This is a genomic window from Pseudomonas sp. ASL3, assembly GCF_056680425.1.
Genome location: NZ_CM155281.1, coordinates 3244495 through 3269460, shown reverse-complemented (window position 1 = coordinate 3269460; position 24966 = coordinate 3244495). Strand labels below are relative to the sequence as shown.

At 59.6% G+C, this 24966-nt stretch carries 18 protein-coding genes and 1 pseudogene; 14 read left to right on the top strand and 5 right to left on the bottom strand.

Annotated elements, in window-relative coordinates:
- Positions 1-78 precede the first annotated feature (78 nt).
- From AC1MEE_RS15110 to AC1MEE_RS15085, 6 genes are all read left to right on the top strand, one after another.
- Positions 79-1587, top strand: a complete 1509-nt coding sequence (locus tag AC1MEE_RS15110; RefSeq protein ID WP_480416084.1) for an aldehyde dehydrogenase family protein — start codon at positions 79-81, stop codon at positions 1585-1587.
- 52 nt (positions 1588-1639) lie between these two features.
- On the top strand, positions 1640-3208 hold the full coding sequence (locus AC1MEE_RS15105; RefSeq protein WP_480416083.1) for a purine-cytosine permease family protein: 1569 nt from the start codon (positions 1640-1642) through the stop codon (positions 3206-3208).
- 2 nt (positions 3209-3210) lie between these two features.
- Positions 3211-4899 carry a choline dehydrogenase gene (gene betA / locus AC1MEE_RS15100; RefSeq protein ID WP_480416082.1) on the top strand — a complete coding sequence of 563 codons (1689 nt, stop codon included), beginning with the start codon at positions 3211-3213 and terminating at the stop codon, positions 4897-4899.
- Positions 4900-5157: 258 nt separating this feature from the next.
- On the top strand, positions 5158-6783 hold the full coding sequence (locus AC1MEE_RS15095; RefSeq protein ID WP_480416236.1) for a methyl-accepting chemotaxis protein: 1626 nt from the start codon (positions 5158-5160) through the stop codon (positions 6781-6783).
- Positions 6784-7086: 303 nt separating this feature from the next.
- Positions 7087-8325 (top strand): ISL3 family transposase, encoded by a 1239-nt coding sequence (locus AC1MEE_RS15090; RefSeq protein ID WP_480413562.1) that lies wholly within the window; start codon positions 7087-7089, stop codon positions 8323-8325.
- Between the two features lie 74 nt (positions 8326-8399).
- Positions 8400-9638 (top strand): ISL3 family transposase, encoded by a 1239-nt coding sequence (locus AC1MEE_RS15085; protein WP_480416081.1) that lies wholly within the window; start codon positions 8400-8402, stop codon positions 9636-9638.
- Positions 9639-9709: 71 nt separating this feature from the next.
- Here AC1MEE_RS15085 and AC1MEE_RS15080 read toward each other — a convergent pair whose 3' ends face one another.
- Positions 9710-10888, bottom strand: coding sequence for a fumarylacetoacetate hydrolase family protein (locus AC1MEE_RS15080; protein ID WP_480416080.1), 1179 nt, complete (start codon positions 10886-10888; stop codon positions 9710-9712).
- A gap of 120 nt (positions 10889-11008) precedes the next feature.
- On the opposite strand from AC1MEE_RS15080, the gene AC1MEE_RS15075 reads away from it, so the two are divergent.
- From AC1MEE_RS15075 to AC1MEE_RS15055, 5 genes are all read left to right on the top strand, one after another.
- A complete protein-coding gene (locus AC1MEE_RS15075) occupies positions 11009-11965 on the top strand; it encodes a LysR family transcriptional regulator (protein ID WP_480416078.1) in 957 nt (318 codons plus the stop codon).
- A 139-nt stretch (positions 11966-12104) separates the two neighbouring features.
- Positions 12105-13658, top strand: a complete 1554-nt coding sequence (locus AC1MEE_RS15070; protein WP_480416077.1) for a UxaA family hydrolase — start codon at positions 12105-12107, stop codon at positions 13656-13658.
- A gap of 83 nt (positions 13659-13741) precedes the next feature.
- A complete protein-coding gene (locus AC1MEE_RS15065) occupies positions 13742-15325 on the top strand; it encodes an aldehyde dehydrogenase (NADP(+)) (RefSeq protein WP_480416076.1) in 1584 nt (527 codons plus the stop codon).
- A gap of 299 nt (positions 15326-15624) precedes the next feature.
- The gene (locus tag AC1MEE_RS15060) at positions 15625-16704 is read left to right on the top strand and encodes an Ldh family oxidoreductase (RefSeq protein ID WP_480416075.1); all 1080 of its coding nucleotides are present in this window, start codon (positions 15625-15627) and stop codon (positions 16702-16704) included.
- Between the two features lie 15 nt (positions 16705-16719).
- The gene (locus AC1MEE_RS15055; RefSeq protein ID WP_480416074.1) at positions 16720-18003 is read left to right on the top strand and encodes an MFS transporter; all 1284 of its coding nucleotides are present in this window, start codon (positions 16720-16722) and stop codon (positions 18001-18003) included.
- A gap of 3 nt (positions 18004-18006) precedes the next feature.
- Here the strand turns inward: AC1MEE_RS15055 and AC1MEE_RS15050 are convergent, their stop codons facing one another.
- The 3 genes and pseudogenes from AC1MEE_RS15050 to AC1MEE_RS15040 form a co-directional block, all read right to left on the bottom strand.
- Positions 18007-19338 carry an MFS transporter gene (locus AC1MEE_RS15050; RefSeq protein ID WP_480416235.1) on the bottom strand — a complete coding sequence of 444 codons (1332 nt, stop codon included), beginning with the start codon at positions 19336-19338 and terminating at the stop codon, positions 18007-18009.
- 242 nt (positions 19339-19580) lie between these two features.
- On the bottom strand, positions 19581-20285 hold the full coding sequence (locus AC1MEE_RS15045) for a methyl-accepting chemotaxis protein (RefSeq protein ID WP_480416234.1): 705 nt from the start codon (positions 20283-20285) through the stop codon (positions 19581-19583).
- Positions 20286-20483: 198 nt separating this feature from the next.
- Positions 20484-21368, bottom strand: a pseudogene (locus AC1MEE_RS15040) (methyl-accepting chemotaxis protein); the annotation flags it as partial.
- Between the two features lie 471 nt (positions 21369-21839).
- Here AC1MEE_RS15040 and AC1MEE_RS15035 point away from each other — a divergent pair.
- Positions 21840-22139: a DUF4124 domain-containing protein gene (locus AC1MEE_RS15035; RefSeq protein WP_480416073.1), complete on the top strand. Its 300-nt coding sequence runs from the start codon at positions 21840-21842 to the stop codon at positions 22137-22139.
- A 21-nt stretch (positions 22140-22160) separates the two neighbouring features.
- On the opposite strand, the gene AC1MEE_RS15030 is transcribed toward AC1MEE_RS15035, so the two are convergent.
- Entirely contained in the window at positions 22161-23066 is a 906-nt protein-coding gene (locus AC1MEE_RS15030; RefSeq protein ID WP_480416072.1) for a LysR substrate-binding domain-containing protein, read from the bottom strand.
- 93 nt (positions 23067-23159) lie between these two features.
- Between AC1MEE_RS15030 and AC1MEE_RS15025 the strand changes: the two genes are divergently transcribed.
- Together AC1MEE_RS15025 and AC1MEE_RS15020 are read left to right on the top strand one after the other, a co-directional pair.
- Positions 23160-24077: an EamA family transporter gene (locus AC1MEE_RS15025; protein ID WP_480416071.1), complete on the top strand. Its 918-nt coding sequence runs from the start codon at positions 23160-23162 to the stop codon at positions 24075-24077.
- A 177-nt stretch (positions 24078-24254) separates the two neighbouring features.
- Positions 24255-24953, top strand: a complete 699-nt coding sequence (locus AC1MEE_RS15020; RefSeq protein WP_480416070.1) for a glutathione S-transferase N-terminal domain-containing protein — start codon at positions 24255-24257, stop codon at positions 24951-24953.
- Positions 24954-24966: the final 13 nt, after the last annotated feature.

Genomic DNA, 24966 nt, shown 5'->3' with positions numbered 1-24966 from the left:
GGTTCAGTGCGCGCTCGGGTCGATCATCGAACCACAGTGGCTCGGCGTGACCGCAACCGTCGGCCAGAGAGAATAATAATGGACACGATCGTTAAGCATTACCTGCAGAAATTCGGCGTCTCAGAAGCCACCCAAACCTTCCTCGGCAAGGCTCAGAAGATGTTCATCGGTGGCGCCTGGGTCGAGGCCAGTGACGGACAGACTTCCGATGTCATCGAACCGTCGACCGAGGGGCTGATCACCCGTATTCCCATGGGCACTACCGACGATCTGGATCGCGCCGTGCAAGCCGCCCGCGCGCAGTTTGACGGCGGCGCCTGGCGTCTGGCCAAACCGCTCGAGCGTGAACGGATGATGCATCGACTGGCCGACCTGATTGAAAGCAACGCCGCTGAACTGGCCGAAATCGAATCCATTGATATGGGCAAGTCAGTCGCCAATGCTCGCGACGTCGATATTCAGGGCACGGTCGACACCCTGCGCTATTTCGCCGGTTGGGCGACGAAGATCCACGGGCGCACGGTCGAACCGTCCTTACCGGGCAACTATCTGGCCTATACCCGCAAGGAACCCGTGGGCGTGGTCGGCGCCATCGTGCCGTGGAATTTTCCGCTGCAGACCATGGCCTGGAAACTCGGCGCCGCACTGGCAACCGGTTGTACGGTGGTGGTCAAGCCTGCGGAGCTGACCTCGCTGTCGGCCTTGCGTTTCGCCGAACTGGTGCAGCAAGCGGGCATCCCCGACGGCGTGATCAACATCGTGACCGGGCGCGGTAGCGTGGTCGGCGCGGCGATGGCGACGCACCCCGGCATCGACAAGCTGACCTTCACCGGTTCGACGCCGGTCGGCCGTACTGTCGGGCGGGCCGCGCTGGACGATATGAAGCGACTCACCCTCGAACTTGGAGGAAAATCCCCGGTTATCGTGCTCGCCGATGCTGACGTACCCGCCGCGGCCAAAGCGGTCGCCAACGGGGTATTCTTCAACTCCGGCCAGGTCTGCGATGCCGGCACCCGCGCCTACATCCACCGCAGCATTTACGACGCGTTTCTGGGTGAACTGATCGCCTACACCCGGACGTTGAAGATCGCGCCGGGACTGGATCCCGACTGCTTCATCAGCCCATTGGTGTCGGCGTTGCAGAAGGAACGGGTGACGGACTACATCGAAATCGGTAAGCGCGAAGGTGCCGAATTGGTTTACGGTGGCCAGCCTGTCGCGGGCCCCGGCTACTTCGTCGAGCCTACGATCTTTGCCCATTGCCGTAACGACATGCGGATCGTCCAGGAAGAGATTTTCGGCCCGGTGCTGGTCACCGCGCCCTTCGACGATGAAGAGGAGGCCCTGGCCCTGGCCAACGACTCGCCCTATGGGTTGGCCGCTGCCCTCTACTCCAACGATCTCGGTCGCGTACACAGCCTGATTCCACGATTGCGGGCTGGCTCGGTGTACGTCAATGCCCACAGCACCATCGACCCTTCGATGCCGTTCGGTGGCTACAAACAGTCCGGGTTCGGCAAGGATCTGGGGTCTGAGCAGCTCGAATTCCTGCTGGAGACCAAGGCCGTGTGGATCACATTGCCCTGAGTATCGACTGAAGTTACCTCGTCATGATTTTCAATAACAATAAGAGTACATCATGAACACACAATCCAAGGTCGCCGTCAGTGCTCCTCCTCGCGATGACAAGCTGGCGGTCGAAGGGCATTCGATCGATTTCATCCCCGAAAACGAACGCACCGACAAACTGGCGAGCCAGGGGCCGTTCTGGTTCCTCGGCAACTTCACTTTCTTTACCATGACCATCGGCTTCGTCGGCCCCAGCGTTGGTTTGAGCGCGTTATGGACCACTCTGGCCGGCACGCTGGGCATCATGTTCGGCACGTTGTTCATGGCGTTCCACGGCTCACAGGGTCCACACCTGGGGCTGCCGCAGATGATCCAGTCGCGGGCGCAGTTCGGCTATCGCGGGGTGATTCTGGTACTGCTGGCGACACTGTTTGTGTTCGCCGGTTTCAACATCGTCAACCTGGTGTTGATGATGCAGGGGCTGAAAACACTCTTCGGTTTCAATCCGATAGTGGTGGCGGTGGCCGTGACGGTGCCGGCGACGGTACTGGCGATCCTCGGCCATGACTGGATGCACCGCAGCTTCAAGTGGGCGTTGTTCCTGTCGATTCCGCTTTACGGTCTGGTGACGTTGGCGGTGCTGATGCACTGGGTGCCCGATGCACCGATGCCGCTACTCGCCGCCGGCGAGGTCGCCCCGGCCCCTCTAGGGTTCAACTGGACCGGCTTTATCACCCAATTCGCCGCCGCAGCGAGTTACAACATTGCCTACGCGCCCTATGTTTCCGACTATTCGCGCTACCTGCCGAAGAACACCCCGAGCGGTAGATTGATCGCCGTGGTCTTTCTCGGTGCCTCACTGTCCGGCGCCTGGATGATCTCCGTAGGTGGCTGGTTGGCTGATCACCTGCATGCAACTGATGTATTGGTCGCCTTGGGGCAAGTGGGCAACACCGTGTCGCCGATCGTTGGTACCGCCGTGGTGGTCGTGACGATCCTCGCATTCCTGCCGGTCATCGCCATGAACATCTACAGCGCGAAGCTGACTACCCTGACCTGCGTCGATTCGATCAAGCACATCGAGCCGACACGCAAGGCGCGGATCCTCGCGATTGGTTTCGTGATCCTGCTGCAGCTTGGCGTGGCACTGAGCATTCAAGGTTCGGACACAGGCCTGTCGGTATTGGGCATCTACCTGGTGGTGATGCTGTACTTCCTGGTGCCCTGGACCGCGGTCAACCTGACCGACTACTTCTTCGTCCGCAAGGGCCGCTACGCCATCCCGCACTTCTTCACACCGCACAACACCATTTATGGCAGCTGGGGCGTGCGCGGTATCGCCTCGTATGCGATCGGCTTCGTCGCGATGATCCCGTTCTTTTACATCATCGACGGCGTGACGCAGAAGGAATTCTATGTCGGCCCGCTCGCCAGGGCACTTGGCAACATCGACGTCGCCTGGTTGGTCGGCTTGATTGTGTCGGGAGTCGCGTACTACTGGCTCAGTCGCTCAATCGACTTGAAACGCGAAGAAACCGTAATTCAGAGCATCGAGAAAACGAGCCCGCAATACACCACCGGGGACACCAAGACCTCGCGTGCTGCGCCGGTTCTCAGCGAAACGACGTTCGGGAGATAACCATGGCTATCCAACAATTCGACTACATCATCATCGGTGCGGGCTCTGCCGGATGCGTGCTGGCCAACCGTCTGACGGAAGATCCCGACACCAGCGTTCTGGTTCTGGAATACGGCGGCAGCGATCGCAGCGTGGTGATCCAGATGCCCAGTGCTTTTTCGATCCCGATGAACACCACGAAATACAACTGGCGTTACGAGACCGAGCCGGAGCCCTACCTCAACGGACGTCGCATCCACTGCCCGCGGGGCAAGGTCCTGGGTGGCTCGTCGTCGATCAATGGCCTGGTCTACATCCGTGGTCATGCCTTCGACTTTGACGAGTGGGAGTCGCTGGGTGCCAGTGGTTGGGGTTACCGCAATTGCCTGCCGTACTTCAAACGCGCCGAGAGCTGCGAGGCGGGCGGTGACGATTACCGAGGCGGCTCCGGCCCCTTGCACACCAGCAACGGCAACCACATGAAAAACCCGTTGTACGGGGCGTGGGTCGATGCAGGCGCCGAGGCGGGCTACATCAAGACCGACGACTGCAATGGTTTTATGCAGGAAGGCTTCGGCGCCATGCACATGACGGTAAAGAACGGCGTCCGTTGTTCTACCGCCAACGCCTATCTGCGACCTGCCATGACGAGACCCAATCTGACGGTCATCACCAAGGCGATGACACGTCAGGTCATTCTCGACGGCAAGCGGGCAGTGGGGATCATCTATGACCGCGACGGCCAAACCCATACCGTCCATTGCACCCGGGAAGTATTGATCTCGGCGGGCCCTATCGGCTCACCTCATTTGCTGCAACGCTCCGGTATCGGGCCGGCAGCGGTGCTCAAGAAAGCCGGAGTAGCAGTCAGGCATGACCTCCCGGGCGTAGGGGAAAACCTCCAGGATCACTCAGAGATCTACATCCAGTTCGCCTGCAAGGAGCCGGTGACGCTCAACAATAAAATGGACCCGCTGAGCAAGCTGTTGATCGGTCTGCGCTGGCTGCTGTGCAAGGACGGGCTCGGTGCAACCAATCACTTCGAGGCCGGGGGCTTCATCCGTTCCGAACAGGGGCTGCGCTGGCCCGACATCCAGTTTCACTTTCTACCGGCAGCGATGCGCTACGACGGCAAAAAGCCGACCAAGGGGCACGGCTTCATGGTGCTCACGGGGCCGAACAAACCGAAGAGCCGAGGCTATGTGCGGCTTCGCTCGGCAGACCCGTACGAATATCCGGAAATTCTCTTCAACTACCTGCAACGAGAAGAGGACCGCGAGGGCTTCCGCCGTTGTGTGCGCCTCACCCGGGAAATTATCGGTCAGCCGGCGATGGATCGCTTCCGTGAGTTCGAGATTGCGCCGGGGCCGCAGGTGACCAGCGACGAGGAGATCGATGCCTTCGTCCGCGAAAATCTGGAGAGCACCTATCACCCCTGCGGCTCGTGCCGCATGGGCGAGGACGACATGGCGGTGGTCGACTCGCAACTGCGCGTACGGGGTATCGAAGGGTTACGGGTGATCGACTCATCAGTGTTTCCGACCGAGCCCAACGGCAATCTCAACGCCCCGACCATCATGCTCGCCGAACGCGCTGCCGATCTGGTTCGCGGCCGCAAAATGTTGCCCGCATCCGATGCAGTCGTCGGCCTGGCCCACGCGTGGGAAACCCGTCAGCGCTCATCGTCGCCGGTACGCAAGGTCGCGGTTTGAATCGACCAAGCGTTGCGCCGTAAGAGATAACTGCACTTGATTGGATCGCTGCCCGCAATGGGCAGCGATATACCGGCATGCCCTTGCAGAGCAGGGGCATGATCGGCTTGAAAAAAATAAAAATACTTTTCTCACTAATGTCATAAAGACATCACGTAACAGCCTTATAACCGTCTCTCCGGTGTACCCGTTGATGAGGCTTTATTAGCCGTGAACAAGTTCTTGCCTCGATTTTTCCGTCAGCAATCCCAGACGACTGTGCTGCGCCGTTTCAAGATCACCCAGCGCTTGGTCGGCTGTTTCGGCATCACGGCGGTGCTGTTGGTGGCCGTAGGGGCGTTTTGTCTGTGGCAGATGCAGGGCATTCGCAGTCAGGGCGAAGCGGTTGAAAGTGGGGCGCTGCCGAGCATCGCCATGGCCGACGCCATCGCCATCGATCTGGTCAAGCTGCGCAGTGAGACCTCACACCTGATCGCCAATGCGGACGATCCCAGCGCGGTGGTTACCAGCAAGATCAACGTCGAACAATTGAAGAACGAAGTCGAAAAGGGTTTCAGCGATTACATCGCCCGCGTGACCGACAGCACCGAGCGCGATTCCATCACCGTCTTGCAGGACGCCTACAAGGCCTTCGCCCCCGGTTTGCAGGATGAAATAGTCCTGGTTGAACAACGAAAAATGGACGAGGCACGGGTCCTGGTCAACAGCACCTTGTCGATGCAGGGCGACCTGATGGACATGCAGGTGCAACTGCTGCGCGAACTCAATAAACAAAGCGCGGCAACGGCGGTCGAGGCGGCAGGCAACAGTTATCGTCAGGCGCGGATCATCGCCATGAGCGCAATCATTCTGGCGCTGGTACTCACCCTGCTTTTAGCCTGGCGCCTGAGCGTGAGCATCATCCGACCGGTACGCCACGCCCTGCACATCGCCAGCACCATTGCCGATGGCGACCTCAGCCCGCAACCCATCCCCGACGGCAAAGATGAAACCGCACAACTGCTCAGCATGCTGGGGCGGATGCGCGGCAACCTTCACGGTACCATCGGCCAGATAGGCGCAGCGGCGACGCAACTCGCACAGTCGGTGCAGGAGATGGGGTCCATCGCCCAAGCCAGTGCGCAGAACCTGCAACTGCAAAACGATGAAATCGAACAGGCAGCGGTGGCCGTCAACCAGATGAGTCAGGCCGCCGTGGAAGTGGCGGGCAACGCCAGCAACACCTCAGTCGAATCCCAGGCATCCAACCAGGCAGCGGCCCAGGGCCAGCTGCGACTGTCCGATACCATCGCCTCGATCAAGCAACTGACCGGCAACGTGCTGGATTCATCGCAGCAGGCCGAAGGGTTGGCTGAGCGCACCCTGAGTATCGGCAAGATCCTCGACGTGATCCGGGCGATCGCCAACCAGACCAACTTGCTGGCGCTCAACGCGGCCATCGAAGCGGCGAGGGCAGGTGAAGCAGGTCGTGGTTTTGCCGTCGTGGCCGACGAAGTGCGCTCCCTGGCGCAACGCACCAGCGCCTCCACCACCGAAATCGAAGGCCTGATCAACGGCGTACAAAAAAGCACCCAGGAAACCGCCGAAGCACTGCGCCTCACCGCCACCCAAGCCAACCTGACCCTGGAACAAGCGGCCGCCACCGGCGAAGCGCTGGCAGTGATCATCACTTCGACCTCGACCATCAGCGACCGCAACCTGCTCATCGCCAGCGCCGCCGAACAGCAAGCGCAAGTGGCTCATGAAGTGGATCGGAATTTGAGCAGCATTCGTGACCTGTCGACGCAAACGGCTTCAGGGGCGCAGCAGACGACCGTCGCCAGTGATGCATTGTCGATGTTGGCGACGGATTTGAATGCGATGGTGCAGCGGTTTGTGTTGTAGGGGATTGCGCCCCGTCTTCGACGCCGCGCTGTCGCGCAGCAAACGGGGTCTCGATTCTGCCCGGAGGGCGTAGGAGAGACCGGGACGCGTAGTTTTGTCTGCGAAAAGGGCCGAAGGACCTTCCAGCGATATAGTGTCCAGCCCATTTACGACTGCTTCGCAGCCGATCGCAGACAAGTCAGCTCCTACGGGGGGATCAGCGTTTTGCTGAAAATTTAATGACATTTATTCTTTATTTTTCAACGATTTATGCGTTGTTTGAGGGGCTTCACCGTTTTGAGTGGGTAATCTATTCTCCTCCCCATGAGAGATATCGATTTATACACCCAAATCCTTGGGCTCCAGGCACCGTGGAAAGTGGTCGCAGTTAACCTTGACCATGCGTTGGGGCAAGTCGTTGTCGGCGTTGGAGTATCTGATGCTGCTGCGTTCACCTGTCCGCAATGTGGCCTGCACGCTTCGCGTTATGACAAACGCAAACGTCGTTGGCGGCATCTTGATACGTGTCAGTTCGTGACCATTCTAGAGGCTGAGGTGCCCAGAGTTCATTGCGCCGAGCATGGCGTGGTGACTGTCGAGGTCCCGTGGGCAGACGCGGGTTCAGGTTTCACCTTGATGTTTGAAGCATTGGTGATCAACTGGATCCAGGAAGCCAGTATTCAGGCGGTCTCGCGTCAACTCCAGACGAGCTGGGGCAGCATTGACCGGATCATGGCTCGCGCCGTCAGACGCGGATTGGCGCGTCGAAAACCGTTATCGCCGACCCAGATATGTGTGGACGAGACTTCGTTTCAAAAGCGTCGCGAGTACGTCACCGTGGTGACCGACCCCGCAACGGGTCAGGTCTTGCATGTGGAAGACGGCAACCTCACCCAGAGCCTGGAAGCGTTTTATACGAAGCTCAATAGCGACCAGAAGCAAGCTATTACGGGCGTTTCGATGGACATGTGGCCCGCCTTTATCAGCGCGACCCAACGTCATATTCCGGATGCCATGCACAAAATAGCGTTCGACAAGTTTCATGTGGCCAAGCTGTTGAGTGAGGCGCTGGACAGGGTGCGTCATATGGAGAACCGCGAGTTGCTAAAGGCAGGCTCCACGGTGCTCAAGAACACGAAATACGTCTGGCTTAAGCGGGCCGAAAACATGACCGAGCGGCAACAGGCAACCTTCGAGTCGTTGCGAGAGGGTTCGTTGCGTACAGCCAAAGCGTGGGCGATCAAGGATCTGGCCATGCAGTTGTGGCGAGGTAAGGATCGGGATGAGGTCGAACAACAGTGGAACCACTGGCTGGAATGGGCCTTGAACAGTGGGCTGCCACCGATGTGGAAAGTCGCCAAAACGATCAAGCGACGACTGTGGGGCATCGTCAACGCCATCGTGTTGAACCTGCATAACGGTCATGCAGAAAGCATGAACGCACGCATTCAACGGCTCAAGCAACGCTCTTGCGGGTTTCGAAATCGGGAGCGTTTTCGCAATGCCATTTACTTTCATTTTGGTGGTTTGGATTTATACCCGGAACGTCTCCAAAACTCATAACACCCACTTGATCCGGTGAAGCCCCTTTTTTGAGGGGCTTCACCGTTTTGAGTGGGTAATCTATTCTCCTCCCCATGAGAGATATTGATTTATATGCCCAAATTCTTGGGCTCCAGGCACCGTGGAAAGTGGTCGCAGTTAACCTTGACCGTGCGTTGGGGCAAGTCGTTGTCGGCGTTGGAGTATCTGATGCTGCTGCGTTCACCTGTCCGCAATGTGGCCTGCACGCTTCGCGTTATGACAAACGCAAACGTCGTTGGCGGCATCTTGATACGTGTCAGTTCGTGACCATTCTAGAGGCTGAGGTGCCCAGAGTTCATTGCGCCGAGCATGGCGTGGTGACTGTCGAGGTCCCGTGGGCAGACGCTGGTTCAGGTTTCACCTTGATGTTTGAAGCATTGGTGATCAACTGGGTCCAGGAAGCCAGTATTCAGGCGGTCTCGCGTCAACTCCAGACGAGCTGGGGCAGCATTGACCGGATCATGGCTCGCGCCGTCAGACGCGGATTGGCGCGTCGAAAACTGTTATCACCGACCCAGATATGTGTGGACGAGACTTCGTTTCAAAAGCGTCGCGAGTACGTCACGGTGGTGACCGACCCCGCAACGGGTCAGGTCTTGCATGTGGAAGACGGCAACCTCACCCAGAGCCTGGAAGCGTTTTATACGAAGCTCAATAGCGACCAGAAGCAAGCTATTACGGGCGTTTCGATGGATATGTGGCCCGCCTTTATCAGCGCGACCCAGCGTCATATTCCGGATGCCATGCACAAAATAGCGTTCGACAAGTTCCATGTGGCCAAGCTGTTAAGTGAGGCGTTGGACAGAGTGCGTCATATGGAGAACCGCGAGTTGCTAAAGGCCGGCTCCACGGTGCTCAAGAACACGAAATACGTCTGGCTCAAGCGGGCTGAGAACATGACTGAGCGACAACAGGCAACCTTCGAGTCGTTGCGAGAGGGTTCGTTGCGTACAGCCAAAGCGTGGGCGATCAAGGATCTGGCCATGCAGTTGTGGCGAGGTAAGGATCGGGATGAGGTCGAACAACAGTGGAACCACTGGCTGGAATGGGCCTTGAACAGTGGGCTGCCACCGATGTGGAAAGTCGCCAAAACGATCAAGCGACGACTGTGGGGCATCGTCAACGCCATCGTGTTGAACCTGCATAACGGTCATGCAGAAAGCATGAACGCACGCATTCAACGGCTCAAACAACGCTCTTGCGGGTTTCGAAATCGGGAGCGTTTTCGCAATGCCATTTACTTTCATTTTGGTGGTTTGGATTTATACCCGGAACGTCTCCAAAACTCATAACACCCACTTGATCCGGTGAAGCCCCTTGTTTGATAGGAGGGGGGTGGCTTCGCTTTATACACCCCAATCCCCTACAACAACCCCCTCTCAGCCAAATTCCCAATCAACGCCCGAACCCCAAACACCCACGGCTTCGCCTCACTGCTATGCACCACCTGATTGTGCAACCCGCCCAACAACCCACTGCTGATACTCACTCGATCCCCCAGCTTGTGCGTAAACCCACCCCCCACATGATCCCGATCCGCCGTGGGCGCAAACAGTGTCCCGAGGAACAGTAAAAACCCATCCGGATATTGATGGTTGGCGTTCAGGGTCTGGGCCACCAGATCCTCGGGATCGCGGCTGATTTGGGCCATGGAGCTGGACCCGCGCATGACGTAGCCATCTTCACCCTGGACTTCCAGATCGACGACGCAGTTGCGCACGTCGTCGAGGGTGAAGTGTTCGTCGAACAGGCGGATGAAGGGGCCGATGGCGCAGGAGGCGTTGTTGTCTTTGGCTTTGCTCAGGAGTAAGGCGCTGCGCCCTTCGAAGTCGCGCAGGTTGACGTCGTTACCGAGGGTGACGCCGTGGATCTGGCCGCGGCTGTTGACCGCCAGGACTATTTCGGGCTCGGGGTTGTTCCATTCGGAATGCGGGTGGATGCCGATCTGGCTGCCGCTGCCGACCGAGGCCATGACCGGGGCTTTGGTGAAGATTTCGGCGTCGGGGCCGATGCCGACTTCCAGGTATTGCGACCACATGCCTTGCTTTATCAGTAGCGCTTTCAAGCGGGCGGCTTCTGGTGAGCCGGGTTTGATGCTGCGCAAGTTATCGCCGATGGCTTGCTGGACGATGCCGCGAATGCTGTCGGCTTTGGCCGCGTCGCCGCCGGCCTGCTCTTCGATGACGCGCTCGATCATGCTGGCGGCGAAGGTCACGCCAGCGGCTTTGATCACTTGCAGGTCGGCGGGCGGCAGCAGGTAGGGTTTGCTCGGATCGGCATGCGGGCCGGAGTTGGCCAGCAGTGCTTCAAGGCTGCCGATGGCGCGGCCTAGGGTCTGGCGCACGGCCTGCAGCGGCGACTGGTTTTCCAGCAGGTCGCTCAGGGTGGCGAAGTGCTCGGACAGGTCGAACACCCCGTCGCTACGCAATACAACCGGCGAAGGCCCGGCGATGTCGCCGGGAATCCAGGCGCGGCCGATCAAGGTGCCGGCCAGCCCATCGGAGGGCAGGGTGTTGGCTGGAGTGAGTTCCAGTGGGTTCATAAGGAAGGTACCTGGCGGTTCGACAAAGAAGCCACGCTAGAGTGGTGCCTTGATAAACTCCAATGACATATTCTCAATCTTCGATAACACTGGGTTATTGGTTCAGCGGGATGCGCATCGATGACGACGGACATTTCCTTCCCCACTTTTTGCAACTGGCTCCGGTTCAAGCATCTGGTGCTGATCGACACCCTGGCGCGCACGCGCAATATGCACGTCACTGCGCAGGAGATGAGCCTCAGTCAACCGGCAGTCAGCAAAATGCTCCGTGATATCGAGGAGATGCTCGGTTTTCCGCTGTTTCAGCGTTTGTCACGGAGCATGCCGCCGACGGAACTGGGCGAGTTTGTGGCCCGCTATGCGCAGATCGCGTTGAACGACGCGAGCAAGTTCGTCGAGCAGGTGAATCGCTTGCGTGTGGGCGGCCACGGTTTCCTCAAGGTCGGCGCTATCTTTGCCGCGACCTCGGTGGTGCTGCCCGAGGCCATCGTCAAGATCAAGACGCGTTGGCCGTTGTTGTCTATCGAAGTGGTGGAGCAGACCAGCGATCACCTGTTGGAAATGCTCGAACAGAAGAAGCTGGACCTGATCATCGGGCGCTTCACCGACGAACGTTATCAGCAGTTGTTCAACTTCCAGGCGCTGGGGCCGGAGCCGTTCTGTCTGGTGGTCAACAGTCAGCATCCTTTATGTGTGCAGGAGCAGACGCCGCTCTCGACGCTGGGCGATTGGCCGTGGGTGCTATACCCGGTGGGTACGCCGATTCGTCAACGCATGGAGAACGCCTTCGGCAAGGCGGGCATCCCGACGCCGGCCAATACCGTGGAAACCTTCTCGATGCAGATCTTTTTGCAGTTGCTGCAATCGGGTCCGATGATCGCCATGTTGCCCGAGACCATGGTCCGGCAGCAGGTGCAGAGCGGCTTGCTCAAGGTACTCGACACGCCGTTGCAGTTGACGCCGCAGGACTATGGAATTCTGACGCGCAAGCACGAACCGCTGATGGGACCGGCAGAGGAATTCGCCGACATTTTGCTGGAGGGTGCGCGGCTGCGTCAGGAAGGTCTGAGCGGGTAACGCCCACGGTATTTTGATAGCCACAGGTTATCGGTTAATCGAAACTTATCATTGGGCAAGTATCGGTTGCCTCTCTAAAGTGGTTGCCAGTTGCGCTGGCCCGGCCTCTCGCTTGTGGCAGCGCCCTCGAGAGGTAGGTATGGAACTCATCAGCAAAACGCAGGGCGTCGACAGTCGCGCCGCCGTTATCCGTCTGAACCTTCAGGACGATGTGCTGATTGCCCGCCAGGCGTTACCCGCAGGGCTGCGTCTGGAGCATGAGCAGCTCACGGTTGGTCAGCCGATTCCCGCAGGGCACAAGGTCGCGACTCGGTATATCGAGCAGGGTCAGCCAGTGCGCCGTTACGGGCAGATTATCGGTTTTGCGTCGCGCCCGATCGAGGCCGGCGAACATGTGCACGTGCATAACCTGGAGATGGGCGAGTTCCTGCGCGATTACGCCTTCGGTGTGGACGTGCACCCTACGCCCAAGACCGAGGCGACTTTCGCGGGTATCGTCCGTGCGGATGGGCGGGTCGCCACGCGCAATTACATTGGCATCCTCACGTCGGTTAACTGCTCGGCGACCGTGGCCCGAGCCATCGCCGATTACTTTCGCCGCGACATTCATCCCGAGGCGTTGCTGGCGTATCCGAACGTGGATGGCGTGGTGGCGCTGACCCACGGCCAGGGTTGCGCGGTGGACCCGAGCGGCGAGGGCTTGGCTTTATTGCGCCGCACCCTCGGTGGCTATGCGATCCATCCCAACTTCGCGGCGGTGTTGATGATCGGTCTTGGTTGCGAGACCAATCAGATCGATGGGTTGCTGGAAGCCCAGGGACTGCAGCGCAGCGACACACTGCGCACCTTCACCATTCAGGACAGCGGCGGTACGTCGAAAACCATCGCCAGCGGCATCGCTCAGGTCAAGTCGCTGCTGGCCGAGGCCAACACCATCGAGCGGGTGCCGGTCAGTGCCCGTCATCTGATCATCGGCTTGCAGTGCGGTGGCTCCGATGGCTACTCAGGCATCACCGCCAACCCGGCACTGGGTAATGCCGTGGATCGTTTGGTGGCTGCCGGGGGCACGGCAATCCTGTCTGAAACACCGGAAATCTACGGCGCCGAACACTTGCTGACCCGCCGAGCGGTGAGCCAGGTGGTGGGTGAGAAGCTGATTGCCCGGATTCATTGGTGGGAGGCGTATTGCGAGCGGATGAACGCCGCGCTGAATAACAATCCTTCGGCGGGCAACAAGGCGGGCGGCCTGACCACCATCCTCGAAAAATCCCTTGGCGCGGTGGCCAAGGCCGGCTCCAGCAATCTGGTGGATGTGTATGAATACGCCGAAACGGTGCGCGCCCAGGGGCTGGTGTTCATGGATACGCCCGGTTACGACCCGGTGTCTGCCACTGGCCAGGTCGCTGGGGGGGCCAACCTGATTGCCTTCACCACGGGCCGGGGTTCGGCCTACGGTTGTGCTCCGGCGCCGTCGATCAAGTTGGCGACCAACAACTGGCTGTTCGAGCATCAGGAGGAGGACATGGATGTGAACTGTGGCGGCATCGCCGAGGGCACGACCACTATCGAAGAGCGTGGCGAATACATCTTTCGCATGATGCTGCGTATCGCGTCCGGCGAACGCAGCAAGAGCGAGCAGCACGGCTATGGGCAGAACGAGTTCGTGCCTTGGCAGATTGGCGCAGTGACCTGAAACGGCGCATCGCCAGCCCCATTTTTCGGACGCCACGGTAAGTCCGCTGCGCGTCCCACAACTGAACACTCAAGGAGTACCGCATGTCCACGTTACTGGGTCACAACTATATCGGCGGCCGTCGCAGTGCCGCGGGCACGGTTGCGCTGCACACCCTGGATGCCACCACCGGTGAGGCGCTGCCCCATCGTTTCATCCAGGCCACGGTGGAGGAGGTGGACGCCGCTGCCCGTGCCGCCGCTCAGGCGTATACCGCTTACCGGGTGTTGTCTGCTGCCCGGCGTGCTGAGTTTCTCGAGGCGATTGCTGACGAACTGGATGCGCTGGATGACGATTTTGTAGCCTTGGTCACCCGCGAGACCGCGTTGCCTGCCGGTCGCATTCAGGGTGAGCGCGGCCGTACCAGTGGGCAGATGCGTCTGTTCGCTAAAGTGCTGCGTCGCGGTGATTTCTACGGTGCGCGGATTGATCGCGCGTTGCCGGATCGCAAGCCGTTGCCGCGAGTGGATCTGCGCCAGTGCAAAGTGGGCGTCGGCCCGGTGGCGGTGTTTGGTGCGAGCAATTTCCCGTTGGCGTTCTCCACCGCAGGAGGCGATACCGCTGCGGCGCTGGCGGCGGGCTGTCCGGTGGTGTTCAAGGCCCACAGCGGCCATATGGCCACCGCCGAATGCGTCGCCGATGCGATCATCCGTGCCGCCGAGAAAACCGGTATGCCAGCGGGTGTGTTCAACATGATCTTCGGTGCCGGCGTCGGTGAAGCGCTGGTCAAGCATCCGGCGATACAAGCCGTCGGCTTCACTGGTTCGCTCAAGGGCGGTCGCGCCCTGTGCGACATGGCCGCCGCACGTCCGCAGCCGATTCCGGTGTTTGCCGAAATGAGCAGCATCAACCCGGTCCTGCTGCTGCCCGAAGCCCTGAAGGCACGTGGCGAGACGATAGCGGCCGAACTGACCGCGTCGGTGGTGCTTGGCGCCGGGCAGTTCTGTACCAATCCCGGTCTGGTGATCGGCATTCGCTCGCCTGCGTTTTCGGGGTTTCTCCAGCACTTCGCCGCGCTGATGGACGATCAGCCGGCGCAGACCATGCTCAATGCCGGTGGCCTGAAGAGCTACTGCCATGGGCTCAATAACTTGCAGGCGCATCCGGGCATCACCCATTTGGCGGGGGCCACGCAGGCGGGGCATCAGGCTCGGCCGCAGTTGTTCAAGGCAGATGTGCGCTTGCTGCTCGACGGTGACGCACTGCTGCAAGAAGAAGTCTTCGGCCCGACCACCCTGGTGGTAGAGGTCGCCGACAAGGCTGAGCTGGTGCAGGCGCTGCACGGTTTGCACGGTCAGCTGACGGCGACCTTGATCGCCGAACCGGCTGATCTGGATCTGCACGCCGATCTGCTTGGCCTGCTGGAGCAGAAGGTCGGCCGCCTGCTGCTCAATGGCTACCCGACCGGTGTCGAGGTGTGCGAGGCGATGGTCCATGGCGGGCCTTACCCGGCGACCTCGGATCCACGCGGTACTTCGGTCGGCAGTCTGGCCATCGAGCGTTTCTTGCGTCCGCTGTGCTACCAGAACTACCCCGATGCGCTGCTGCCTGATGCGCTGAAAAATGCCAACCCGCTGGGCCTCACCCGCTTGGTGGATGGGGTGAACACGGGTGAATCGCTGGGCTGATTCGCCAGTCTTTATTTATAGGAGATCCCGCCCCGTCTTCGACGCCGCGCTGTCGCGCAGCAAACGCGGTCTGGTGTAGGAGCTGACTTGTCTGCGAAGGCCATGCGGCGCGGTGTGTCTGGTAGACCGTGTTGTAGGGTCTTCGCAGACAAGTCAGCTCCTACAGGGGGTCAGCGTTTGGTTGAGAATTTCATAAAATATATGATTTTTTTCAATGACTTACAGGTTTTATAGGTGCAAGCCTGCTTGCCGATGTTCTTCGTCGGCAGGCCAATCACCCCATAAGAAAAAGGTCCGGTATGAACAGCACATCCCCCGCAAGAAGATTCCATTACGCCGAGCTGCTGTCTTTCGTCCAGCTCCTGTTCAAGACGGCGGGCGCCGATGACGAGCTTGCAGAGATCGTCAGTACAACCCTGATCGAAGGTGATCTGCTGGGCCATTCCACCCATGGCGTCAATCTGGTGGATGGCTACGTTTCCAGCATCCTCGACGGTCACGCCAAGGTCGACACCCGCCTGTTCAAGACCCTGTCGAGCAGTGGAGTGTCGGCCCTGTACGACGGCAACTATGTACTCGGCCCGTATTGCGTGACCAAGGCGCTGGCGTTCGCCACAAAAGCCGCCGTCGAGCAGGGCATCGGTATTGCCGTGGTCCGTCGCTCGCACCATATCGGTTGCCTGGCCGCTTACCTGAAAGTCATCACCGACAAGGGCTTGGTACCTTTTATTTACTCTTCCGATCCCTCGGTGTCCTCGGTCTCGGCCCATGGCGGCATCGACCCGATGTTCACCCCCAATCCGATAGCGGTGGGCATACCGACTGAGGATGCGCCGATTCTGATCGACGTCAGCATGTCCACGCTCACCAACGGCTTCGTGGCCAAGTCCCGCAGCCTGGGGGAAAAGCTGCCGAACCCTGCGCTGATGTCCAACGAAGGAACAATCACGGACGATCCCGAAGCGTTTTTCTCGACGCCACCGGGCAGCATTCTGCCGTTGGGCGGCCTTGAGTTCGGCCATAAAGGCTTTGCGTTGGGCTTGATGGTCGAAGCGCTGACGTCAGCCTTGGGCGGGCATGGCCGCAAGGATTCGCCCACCGCGTGGGGCGCCTCGGTCTGCGTGATGGCGATCAACCCCGAGTTTTTTGCCGGGATCGACAGCTTCAAGCAAGAAACCTCCTTTCTGGCGGACAAGGTACTGCACAGCAAACCGGTGGATGCAGATCGTCCTGTACGGCTGCCCGGCGCCTCGGGCCTGTCCCGCAGAGAGGACAATGTGCGCAACGGCGTCGCCTTGCCCGAGTTCGTGATCGCGCAATTGAGCAAGGCTGCCGAGAAACTGGATGTCGGCAGTTTTCCCAAGAGTTTCAGTCTTTAAGCGAGTAGAGATCCCATGATAAAAATAAAAAAATACCAAACCGTTGCGGTGATCTTTTTGTTCCTGATAGGCGTCGTCAACTATCTGGACCGAAGCGCGCTGTCGATTGCCAACACCTCGATTCAAAAGGACCTGTTGATCAGCCCGTCGCAGATGGGTGTGTTGCTGTCGGCCTTCTCGATTGCCTACGCGTTTTCCCAACTGCCGATGGGGATCCTGATCGACCGCTTGGGCAGCAAGCTCGCCTTGGGCGGTTCGCTGATCGTCTGGTCCATTGCCCAGTCATTGTGCGGCATGGTGAGCAGTTTCTCTGGCTTCATGGGCCTCAGGGTTGTGCTGGGCATGGGTGAGGCGCCGATGTTTCCTTCGGCGGCCAAGGCATTGGCCGAGTGGTTCGATGCCGAGGAAAGAGGCACGCCGACCGGGCTAGTCTGGTCTTCGACCTGTATCGGACCTTGCCTGGCGCCGCCGTTGCTGACCTTGTTCATGGTCAATTTCGGCTGGCGGGGGATGTTTATCGTCACCGGTGCCCTCGGCCTCACGCTGGCCCTGTGCTGGTTTGCATTCTACAAAAGCAAAGCCCAGTACATGGCCCAGACAGGTCGCCGCGAACCGGTCAGAGCCGCGCCTGTTCAAGCGCCGGCGCGGGTAAGGATTTCGATGTTCTCGGAGTGGGCCGCGCTGTTCAAAAGTCGCAGCACCTGGGGCGCGTTTCTGGGCTTCATGGGAGTGATTTACATGCTCTGGTTGCACCTGACCTGGCTGCCTGGTTATTTCGAGCGCGAACACGGTCTGGACCTGTATAAAACCGCGTGGGTGGTGTCGCTGGCCTACCTGTTCGGGGCCGTGGGCACCATCGTCGCCGGCAGGATCTGCGACGCACTGGTGAAAAAAGGCATGAGTATCCTGGGCAGCAGAAAGGCCACGGTGATCACAGGCCTTCTACTGGCAGCGGCTTTTACGGTGATGGTGGCGTTTGTCAGCAACATCTATGGCTGCGTCATCCTGCTCTGTCTGACGTTGTTCTCGATCAATATGTCGAGCGCAACGGCCTGGATGATCGTCAATACCATCGTCTCTCCGGGGCGGGTCGCCTCCTTTGGTTCGATCCAGAACTTCGGTGGCTACCTGGCCGGTTCCGTCGCGCCGATCGTCACCGGGTTCAGCGTGCAGTACAGCGGATCGTTTTCCTCGGCCTTCCTGATCAGCGCGGGCGTAGCGGTGCTTTCCGCGCTGGCGTATTACTCCCTGCTGAGGGCGCCGATTGAGGATGCGGTTCCGGTGATGGCCTCGGTCTAACCCTCAGCGCTCGATGTTATGGCTGACGGTGTTGGGTGTTATCAGGCGTAGACCGCTGGCGACACTCCCCACCGCCGCAAAGCCGGCGCCGATGGTCAACGCGAGCACCGGCCCGTGCTCGCCGGATATCCCGTAACTCAGGGCGACCAGCGCCGCCCCGGTCGCCTGGCCGATCAACCTTGCCGTGGCAATGGTGCCGCTGGCGCCGCTGCTGCGTTCAGGCGGGGCGCTGGTGAGCAGGGCTTTTTGGTTTGGCGCCTGGAAGAAGCCGAACCCCAGGCCGCAGATCATCATGCGCACACCGATGTCCCAGGCGTCGGGATGGGTGGGCAGCATCGTCAGCGAAATCATTCCCCCACACAGTACGGCCAGACCGATGCCACCGAGCAGGCCGGGCGGATAGCGGTCAGAAAGCCTGCCGGCGAACGGCGCGATCAGCGCGACCACCACTGACCAGGGCGTCATCAGGAAACCCGTCTGCACCGGATCGCGGCCAAGGACGTTTTCAAAGAAGAACGGCAACGACACGAACGCCAACCCTTGGGTCGCGAACGAGCAGACCGCCGTGAGCGCGGACAGGGCGAACAGCGGGCGCTTGAGCAGGTCGAGGGGAAACATCGGTGCCGGATGGCCGGCCTCGCGACGCAGCATCAGGGCGCCGCCGACGATAAAGAGACACAGGGCGATCAGCACGCTGCTCATCGACCCGAGTTGCGCCGCCTGGCTGAGGGCGAAGATCAAGGCACCGAAGGTGATGACGTTCAACATCGCGGTCACCCGGTCGAATGGCTGGGCGCTGAGCCGAGTCGCTGGCAGGGAAGACCAGGCGAAAAACAACGCGAACAGACCGATCGGCAAGTTGATCGCAAACAACCAGGGCCAGTTGGCGACTGATAGCACCATGGAGGCCACCGTAGGGCCCGCGGCGAATGACACGCCCACCACCAGTGCGTTCATGCCCAGGCCTCGGCCCAAGCGTTGCGGCGAAAAAATCGAACTGATCAGCGCGGCATTGACGCTCATGATCGCACTGGCGCCAAGGCCCTGGAAAACCCGGGCGATGGTCAGGGTCGGCAATGACCAGGACAAGGTGCACAGCGCCGATGCGACGATGAACAGCATCAACCCGCCGAGAAAGACCCGGCGGTGCCCGATAATTCCGCCGAGCGCGGCAAACGGCAGCAGTGTTGCAACGGCGGCGAGTTGGTAGGCGTTGATCACCCACACGGACGCTGCCGGCGAGGCGTTCAGGTCGGCGGCGATGGCGGGCAGGGCGGTATTGGCGATGGCGGTATCGAGGGTAGCCAGTGCGATGGCAAGCAGGATGGCGGCCATGCCGCGCAGTTCGAGGGACGACAATTTAGTGCTGGCGCGGGGGGATTGCAGGGGGCTGGGGTGGTTCATTACCGACGACGCTCCGGGTACGACTGATCGGATCAAGCATTCGGGTTTACCTGTCAGGCAAACGGTCGAGTGATCCTGCCGGTTTATGGCCGCTCTGTGCAATGGTGTTTCAGTGTTCTTTTAGTCAGAGCAGCGCTGCAGTTGATCACCCGCGCGCTGCTCTGGCCTGCGGGTTACATGCGGAAGTGACTGACCAGCGTTTGCAACTGATTGCCCAGGCGCGCCAGCTCGACGCTGGAGGCTGCGGTTTCATCGCTGGCCGCAGCGGTCTGCTCGGAGACATCGCGAACATTGAGGATGCTGCGGCTGATCTCTTCGGCCACCGCGCTTTGCTGCTCGGCAGCGGCAGCGATCTGCTGGTTCATCGCCTGAATGTTCGACACCGTCTGGGTGATACTTTCCAGTGAGGTGCCGGCCTTGCGCGTCAGGGCCACGCTGCTGTCGGTCAGGTTGCGGCTGCTGAGCATGATGCTCGACACCTGTTGCGTACCGCTTTGCAGGCTGGCGACCAACCCTTCGATTTCCTCGGTGGACTTCTGCGTGCGTTGCGCCAGACCACGGACCTCGTCAGCGACCACGGCAAACCCACGACCGGCTTCACCGGCACGCGCGGCCTCGATGGCGGCGTTGAGCGCCAGCAGGTTGGTTTGTTCGGCCACGGCTTTGATCACGTCCATGACTTTGCCGATCTTGTCGCTTTCCTGTTGCAGCCCGTTCATGGCATCGCTCGAACGAACCACTTCTGCGGCCAGACGCTCGATCTGCACAATCGCTTCGCCCACCACTTTGTCGCCTTCGCGGGCTTCCTTGTCGGCGGTCGATGCTGCTCGCGAAGCCTCCTCGGCATTGCGCGCCACTTCCTGAACCGTGGCCGACATTTCGTGCATGGCGGTGGCGACCTGATCGGTTTCGACTTTTTGGCTGTTGACCCCAGCACTGGTTTGTTGGGTGACCGCGGAAAGCTCCTCGGCGGCGCTGGCGATTTGCGTCACACCATCGCGAATCCCGCTGATCAGCTCGCGCAAGGTTGTACCCATGCGCTGAATGCCTTGTTGCAAGACGCCCAGTTCGTCGCGGCGGGTGACGGTCATGGTGTGCGAAAGATCGCCGGAAGCGATGCGGTCGACCACCGCCAGTGTCTGTTGCAACGGACGGGTGATTTGACGGGTGATAATCACGGCAGCCAACACCCCGAAAATCAGTGCCAGCAGCGTGCTGCCTATTTGCAGCGTACGTGCCTGAGCGCTTTCCTGGTCACGGTGGGTGATCTGACGCGTGTATAGCTCTTCGTTCAGGTTGACGATCAGCGCGCCCAACTCGCCCAACGACTTGCGCGCGGCTGCGATGTCGCTGGCCGCCACCTTGAATGCCTGCACCGAACTCTGGTAGTTGAGCAACGCGGTTTCCAGTTGCTTGAGCTTATCGGCCTGGGTAGCGCCGAACACAACGGCGAGCGGTTTCAGGTCGCTGATGGCGCTTTCAAGCTGACTCATCGCCTTCTGCTCAGTCTCGGCAGTGACGTTGGCGGTGTAACCGCGGACTTCATAACGCACCAGCATCAAGTCTTCCTTGGCCTTGATAATGGCCTGGTATTGCTCGAAGCGGCCCTCGTCGGTCGGTGCCATCTGCAGCACCGTGGCCGTGATCGATCCGATCAGCTCAGCGCCTTTTACCGCATTGGTGCCCATGTCCGCGCGCACGGTGTTGGACACCTTGTAGGCATTGCGCATCTTGGCCAACGATTTCTCGTAGTCGGCGCTGGCGTCACTCAATTGGGTGAGCAGTTTCAGGTTCTCGGGGTTTTGCAGCGTCGTCCGCAGTTTCTGCTGTTGGGCTTTGTAGCCATCGAGCGCAACCTGCACGGTCTGACCCACGGTGTCATCACCGTTGGCCAACATGTACTGCAAGCGCGACACCCGTAGCGTGGTCAACTGATTGTTGAGCTCGGAGATATTGCTCATCCAGTTGCTGCGCTCGATCAGGCTGCCCAGACCGGTCCAGCCGACCAGTGCCAAGACCGCAGTCAGGACCAGAACCAGGCCGAAGCCCAGCGCCAGCTTAATGTTGACGCTGATATCTGCGAACCAGCTATTCATCAAATTTCTCCAGAAGTGTCGATCTTTCAAATGCGCGTGCAGCCGAGAATGAATGCGCTCAGGCAAGCAACCTGCGCGCAGAGACGCTATCGGCCAGAAAACGGATAGCTGAACGTCAATCTGCAGGCATTTGATGAGAGGTGTTTTTTGATCGGAACTGAGGATTCAGCGGCATCTGCGCAGGCGGACGAGCACTTGTCTGAAGGGCCTGGACGCAGGTATTGTCCGGCAGCTTGCAATCGCTTTAAAATCAACGGCCGGCGTACGGTCTTGAGCGTTGAAGGCTTGTGCATGCGGATTGGCCGCTATACCCGCAACCCCAAGGATCTTTTTTTTATGGATAAATTGCTGGTTTTCGCTGTGCTTCTTGCGGGGCCTTTTTCAGTCGCAAGTGCTGACGTTTATAAGTGCATGGGAACAGATGGCAGGGTCAGTTTTGCATCCATACCCTGCATGCCCGCTAAAGGTCTCTCGACCCGGGAAGCTGCCACCAAGCGCACGGTACTCACGAGCGTCTCGGCGGAAGATGCCAAGCCAGAGAACATCAATCAACGAGCCACTGACATACTGCGCTCCGGGTATCACACCCATTACCATTACAAGGTCGTCTATCTCCCCGCCGCCGACCATCGATGACGCACACCGAGTCTCCGGGCTTTAGCTGATGGGCATGCTTTTCAAAAGAATTAGGTCCTCACGCTGCTCAAAGCGCATCTCCTCTGACAAAAATGTCTGAAGCGCCTGGACCGCGTGGGAGTGCGCGTGTCGCTTCTGATCCATGAACAGGCCAAACTTCGCAACGGGCGGACTCGGTAGTCCATCGCTATCCCCAAGCACGCGCATCGCGTCATGTCGGATGTTGCCCCCCAGCAGTACTGCGACGCCCAAGCCTGCCTCGACGGCCGATTGAACCGCGCAAAGACTGGTGCTGGTACAGATGATCCGCCACGGTATGTTGGCTTCCTCCAGGATTTCTGTGACTTGTCGCTGCCACTGGCATGTGCCGCCGAAGGCTACCAGCGGCAACAACGCCCCATGGTCCAGGGTGAAGCCCCGTGACGCCGTCCAGTGAAGCGACTGAGTCCAGGTTGCCAGGGGCGGCGCTTTGACGAATGCAGGATCGCCGATGACCACGTCCAGCCCGCCTGCATTCAGCTTGTCAGAAAGCACGCCGCTCGCGTCGACATCGATCTCAAGGCTGATGTGCGGATAGTCGGAAGAAAAACGGCGCAATGCTTTCGGCAGACGTCCCACGGCGACATCTTCAAGCAGACCGAGCCGGACTGTTCCAGACAACTGACTTGCGCTCAATACTCTCTGAGCATCGGTGCCCGCGCTCAAGATGGTGTGGGCGTAGGGCAACAGCAGATACCCGGCCTCGGTCAGTTGCACACCGCGTGGCGAACGATCAAGCAAGCGGCGGCCCACAGCTTCTTCAAGTCTTTGCAGTTGCATACTGACCGCGGCCTGCGTTCGCGCCAGGCGGGTGGCTGCGTGACCGACGGCGCCTGTCTCAGCGACGGTAACGAACGCACGAAGTAGATTGCTGTCGAGATCCCGCATTATCAATTTCTCTGATGTGGCGATAAGAAATATTAGCTTACTTGATGGAAGGAGGGGCAACTACGATAGCTTCGGTTAAATCGGAGGCCCGTCATGCAGAAAAACTCGTCACACAACGCCCAACTCACAGCGTCGGCTGCGAACCCAACAACCTTGCGTCGCGCCTTGAGTTGGCGGAGCCAGACCCGGATGCTTACGGGCGCCGTGCTGTGCATGCTCTCGATGATCAGCATCCAATTTGGCGCGGCCATGTCGGCGTCGACGATGGACAGTTTCGGCTCTTTAAGCACGACGTGGCTGCGTCTCTGCTGGGCGGCCGTGCTTCTCGCGGTCATCGTTCGCCCCAAACTTCGTTCGTACTCCCGTTCCGAGTGGCTGGCTGCTGGCTGGCTTGGCGTTTCAATGGCGACGATGACGGTGTGTCTCTTTGCGTCCATCCAACGCATCCCTTTAGGTCTCGCGGTTGCGATCGACTTCCTGGGTCCGCTGATTGTCAGCACGATGGGCGCGCGTCGTGGGTGGGCCTATGTCTGGCCGACAGTGGCGGTCGTTGGGGTGCTACTGCTCGCACGTGATAACACAGGCGCGGTCGGGAGTCCGCTTGGGCTCTTGCTTGCATTCGGAGCGGCGGCCGGCTGGGGAAGTTATATTGTGTTGATGAAGAAGATTGGCAATACCTTCAACGGGTTCGAGGGATTGTCGGTGTCTCTGATAGTGGCGGCGGTGGTCACGACACCTTTAGGTTTACTCGACAGCAGTGCGCACGTTTCGCTCGCTCAGCTAACCGCGACGGCAGGGCTGGCATTATTAGTTCCGCTTTTACCTTACGGGCTCGAGTTGATCGCATTGCGGCGTATGCCGGCGGCATCGTTCGCTGTGTTGATGAGCGTGGAACCTGCCATCGGTGTACTTGCAGGGGCGATGATTCTGCATCAGGGAGCAACGTTGCTGCAGATATTCGGCACAGTACTGGTCATCGGCGCGAGCCTGGGGGCGTTGCTTTTAGGGTAGAAGAGCCACTTCAGTCGCAATGATGGAGATCTCCGTCAGCCCCCCGTATCCAGCCATTTGCGAATGAATTTCCCCCACAGAAAACTCAAGAACGGCTACCTTTATCCAACCTGAAAAAAGGCCGCCATTGCGATACCGGCCCTATCACGAATGCCTGTCATTAATCTGGAAACCACCATGACTGAACTTGATGCCTTCCCCATCACCGAAAAGTGGCCAGCGCAGCATCCCGACCGAATCCAGCTTTATTCATTACCGACCCCCAATGGGGTCAAGGTCTCGATCATGCTCGAAGAGACCGGCCTGCCTTACGAGCCCCATCGCGTCGGCTTCGACACCCATGACCAGATGTCCCCGGCGTTCTTGTCGCTGAGCCCCAACAACAAAATCCCGGCGATCATCGACCCCAATGGCCCAGGGGGAAAGCCACTGCCGTTGTTCGAATCCGGTGCGATTCTGATTTATCTCGCGGAGAAAAGCGGGCAGTTCATGTCTCAGGATCCCGCCCCTCGGTACCAGACGATCCAGTGGCTGATGTTCCAGATGGGGGGCATCGGTCCGATGTTTGGCCAGCTCGGTTTTTTCAATAAGTTCGCCGGCAAAGACTACGAAGACAAACGCCCGCGTGATCGCTACGTCGCAGAAGCGAAGCGTCTGTTGGCTGTACTGGATAAGCAACTCACTGACCGCCGCTGGATCATGGGCGAGGACTACAGCATCGCCGATATCGCCACGTTCCCTTGGGTGCGTAACTTGATCGGTTTTTACGAGGCCGGAGATATCGTCGGTATCGCGGACTTTCCGAATGTCTTGCGCACGCTGGATCTGTTTTTGCAGCGACCGGCGGTTGAGCGGGGGCTTACGATTCCCCAGTAAACACTCGGCCTGC

What these genes read in the sequence shown, in the direction of transcription:
- AC1MEE_RS15110 (WP_480416084.1), top strand. Translation starts at nt 79, where the DNA reads ATGGACACGATCGTTAAGCATTACCTGCAGAAATTCGGCGTCTCAGAA.
- AC1MEE_RS15035 (WP_480416073.1), top strand. Translation starts at nt 21,840, where the DNA reads ATGGATAAATTGCTGGTTTTCGCTGTGCTTCTTGCGGGGCCTTTTTCA.
- AC1MEE_RS15090 (WP_480413562.1), top strand. Translation starts at nt 7,087, where the DNA reads ATGAGAGATATCGATTTATACACCCAAATCCTTGGGCTCCAGGCACCG.
- AC1MEE_RS15025 (WP_480416071.1), top strand. Translation starts at nt 23,160, where the DNA reads ATGCAGAAAAACTCGTCACACAACGCCCAACTCACAGCGTCGGCTGCG.
- AC1MEE_RS15065 (WP_480416076.1), top strand. Translation starts at nt 13,742, where the DNA reads ATGTCCACGTTACTGGGTCACAACTATATCGGCGGCCGTCGCAGTGCC.
- betA (WP_480416082.1), top strand. Translation starts at nt 3,211, where the DNA reads ATGGCTATCCAACAATTCGACTACATCATCATCGGTGCGGGCTCTGCC.
- AC1MEE_RS15105 (WP_480416083.1), top strand. Translation starts at nt 1,640, where the DNA reads ATGAACACACAATCCAAGGTCGCCGTCAGTGCTCCTCCTCGCGATGAC.
- AC1MEE_RS15020 (WP_480416070.1), top strand. Translation starts at nt 24,255, where the DNA reads ATGACTGAACTTGATGCCTTCCCCATCACCGAAAAGTGGCCAGCGCAG.
- AC1MEE_RS15075 (WP_480416078.1), top strand. Translation starts at nt 11,009, where the DNA reads ATGACGACGGACATTTCCTTCCCCACTTTTTGCAACTGGCTCCGGTTC.
- AC1MEE_RS15030 (WP_480416072.1), bottom strand. Translation starts at nt 23,066, where the DNA reads ATGCGGGATCTCGACAGCAATCTACTTCGTGCGTTCGTTACCGTCGCT.
- AC1MEE_RS15055 (WP_480416074.1), top strand. Translation starts at nt 16,720, where the DNA reads ATGATAAAAATAAAAAAATACCAAACCGTTGCGGTGATCTTTTTGTTC.
- AC1MEE_RS15085 (WP_480416081.1), top strand. Translation starts at nt 8,400, where the DNA reads ATGAGAGATATTGATTTATATGCCCAAATTCTTGGGCTCCAGGCACCG.
- AC1MEE_RS15050 (WP_480416235.1), bottom strand. Translation starts at nt 19,338, where the DNA reads ATGGCCGCCATCCTGCTTGCCATCGCACTGGCTACCCTCGATACCGCC.
- AC1MEE_RS15045 (WP_480416234.1), bottom strand. Translation starts at nt 20,285, where the DNA reads ATGTCGGCCACGGTTCAGGAAGTGGCGCGCAATGCCGAGGAGGCTTCG.
- AC1MEE_RS15070 (WP_480416077.1), top strand. Translation starts at nt 12,105, where the DNA reads ATGGAACTCATCAGCAAAACGCAGGGCGTCGACAGTCGCGCCGCCGTT.
- AC1MEE_RS15060 (WP_480416075.1), top strand. Translation starts at nt 15,625, where the DNA reads ATGAACAGCACATCCCCCGCAAGAAGATTCCATTACGCCGAGCTGCTG.
- AC1MEE_RS15080 (WP_480416080.1), bottom strand. Translation starts at nt 10,888, where the DNA reads ATGAACCCACTGGAACTCACTCCAGCCAACACCCTGCCCTCCGATGGG.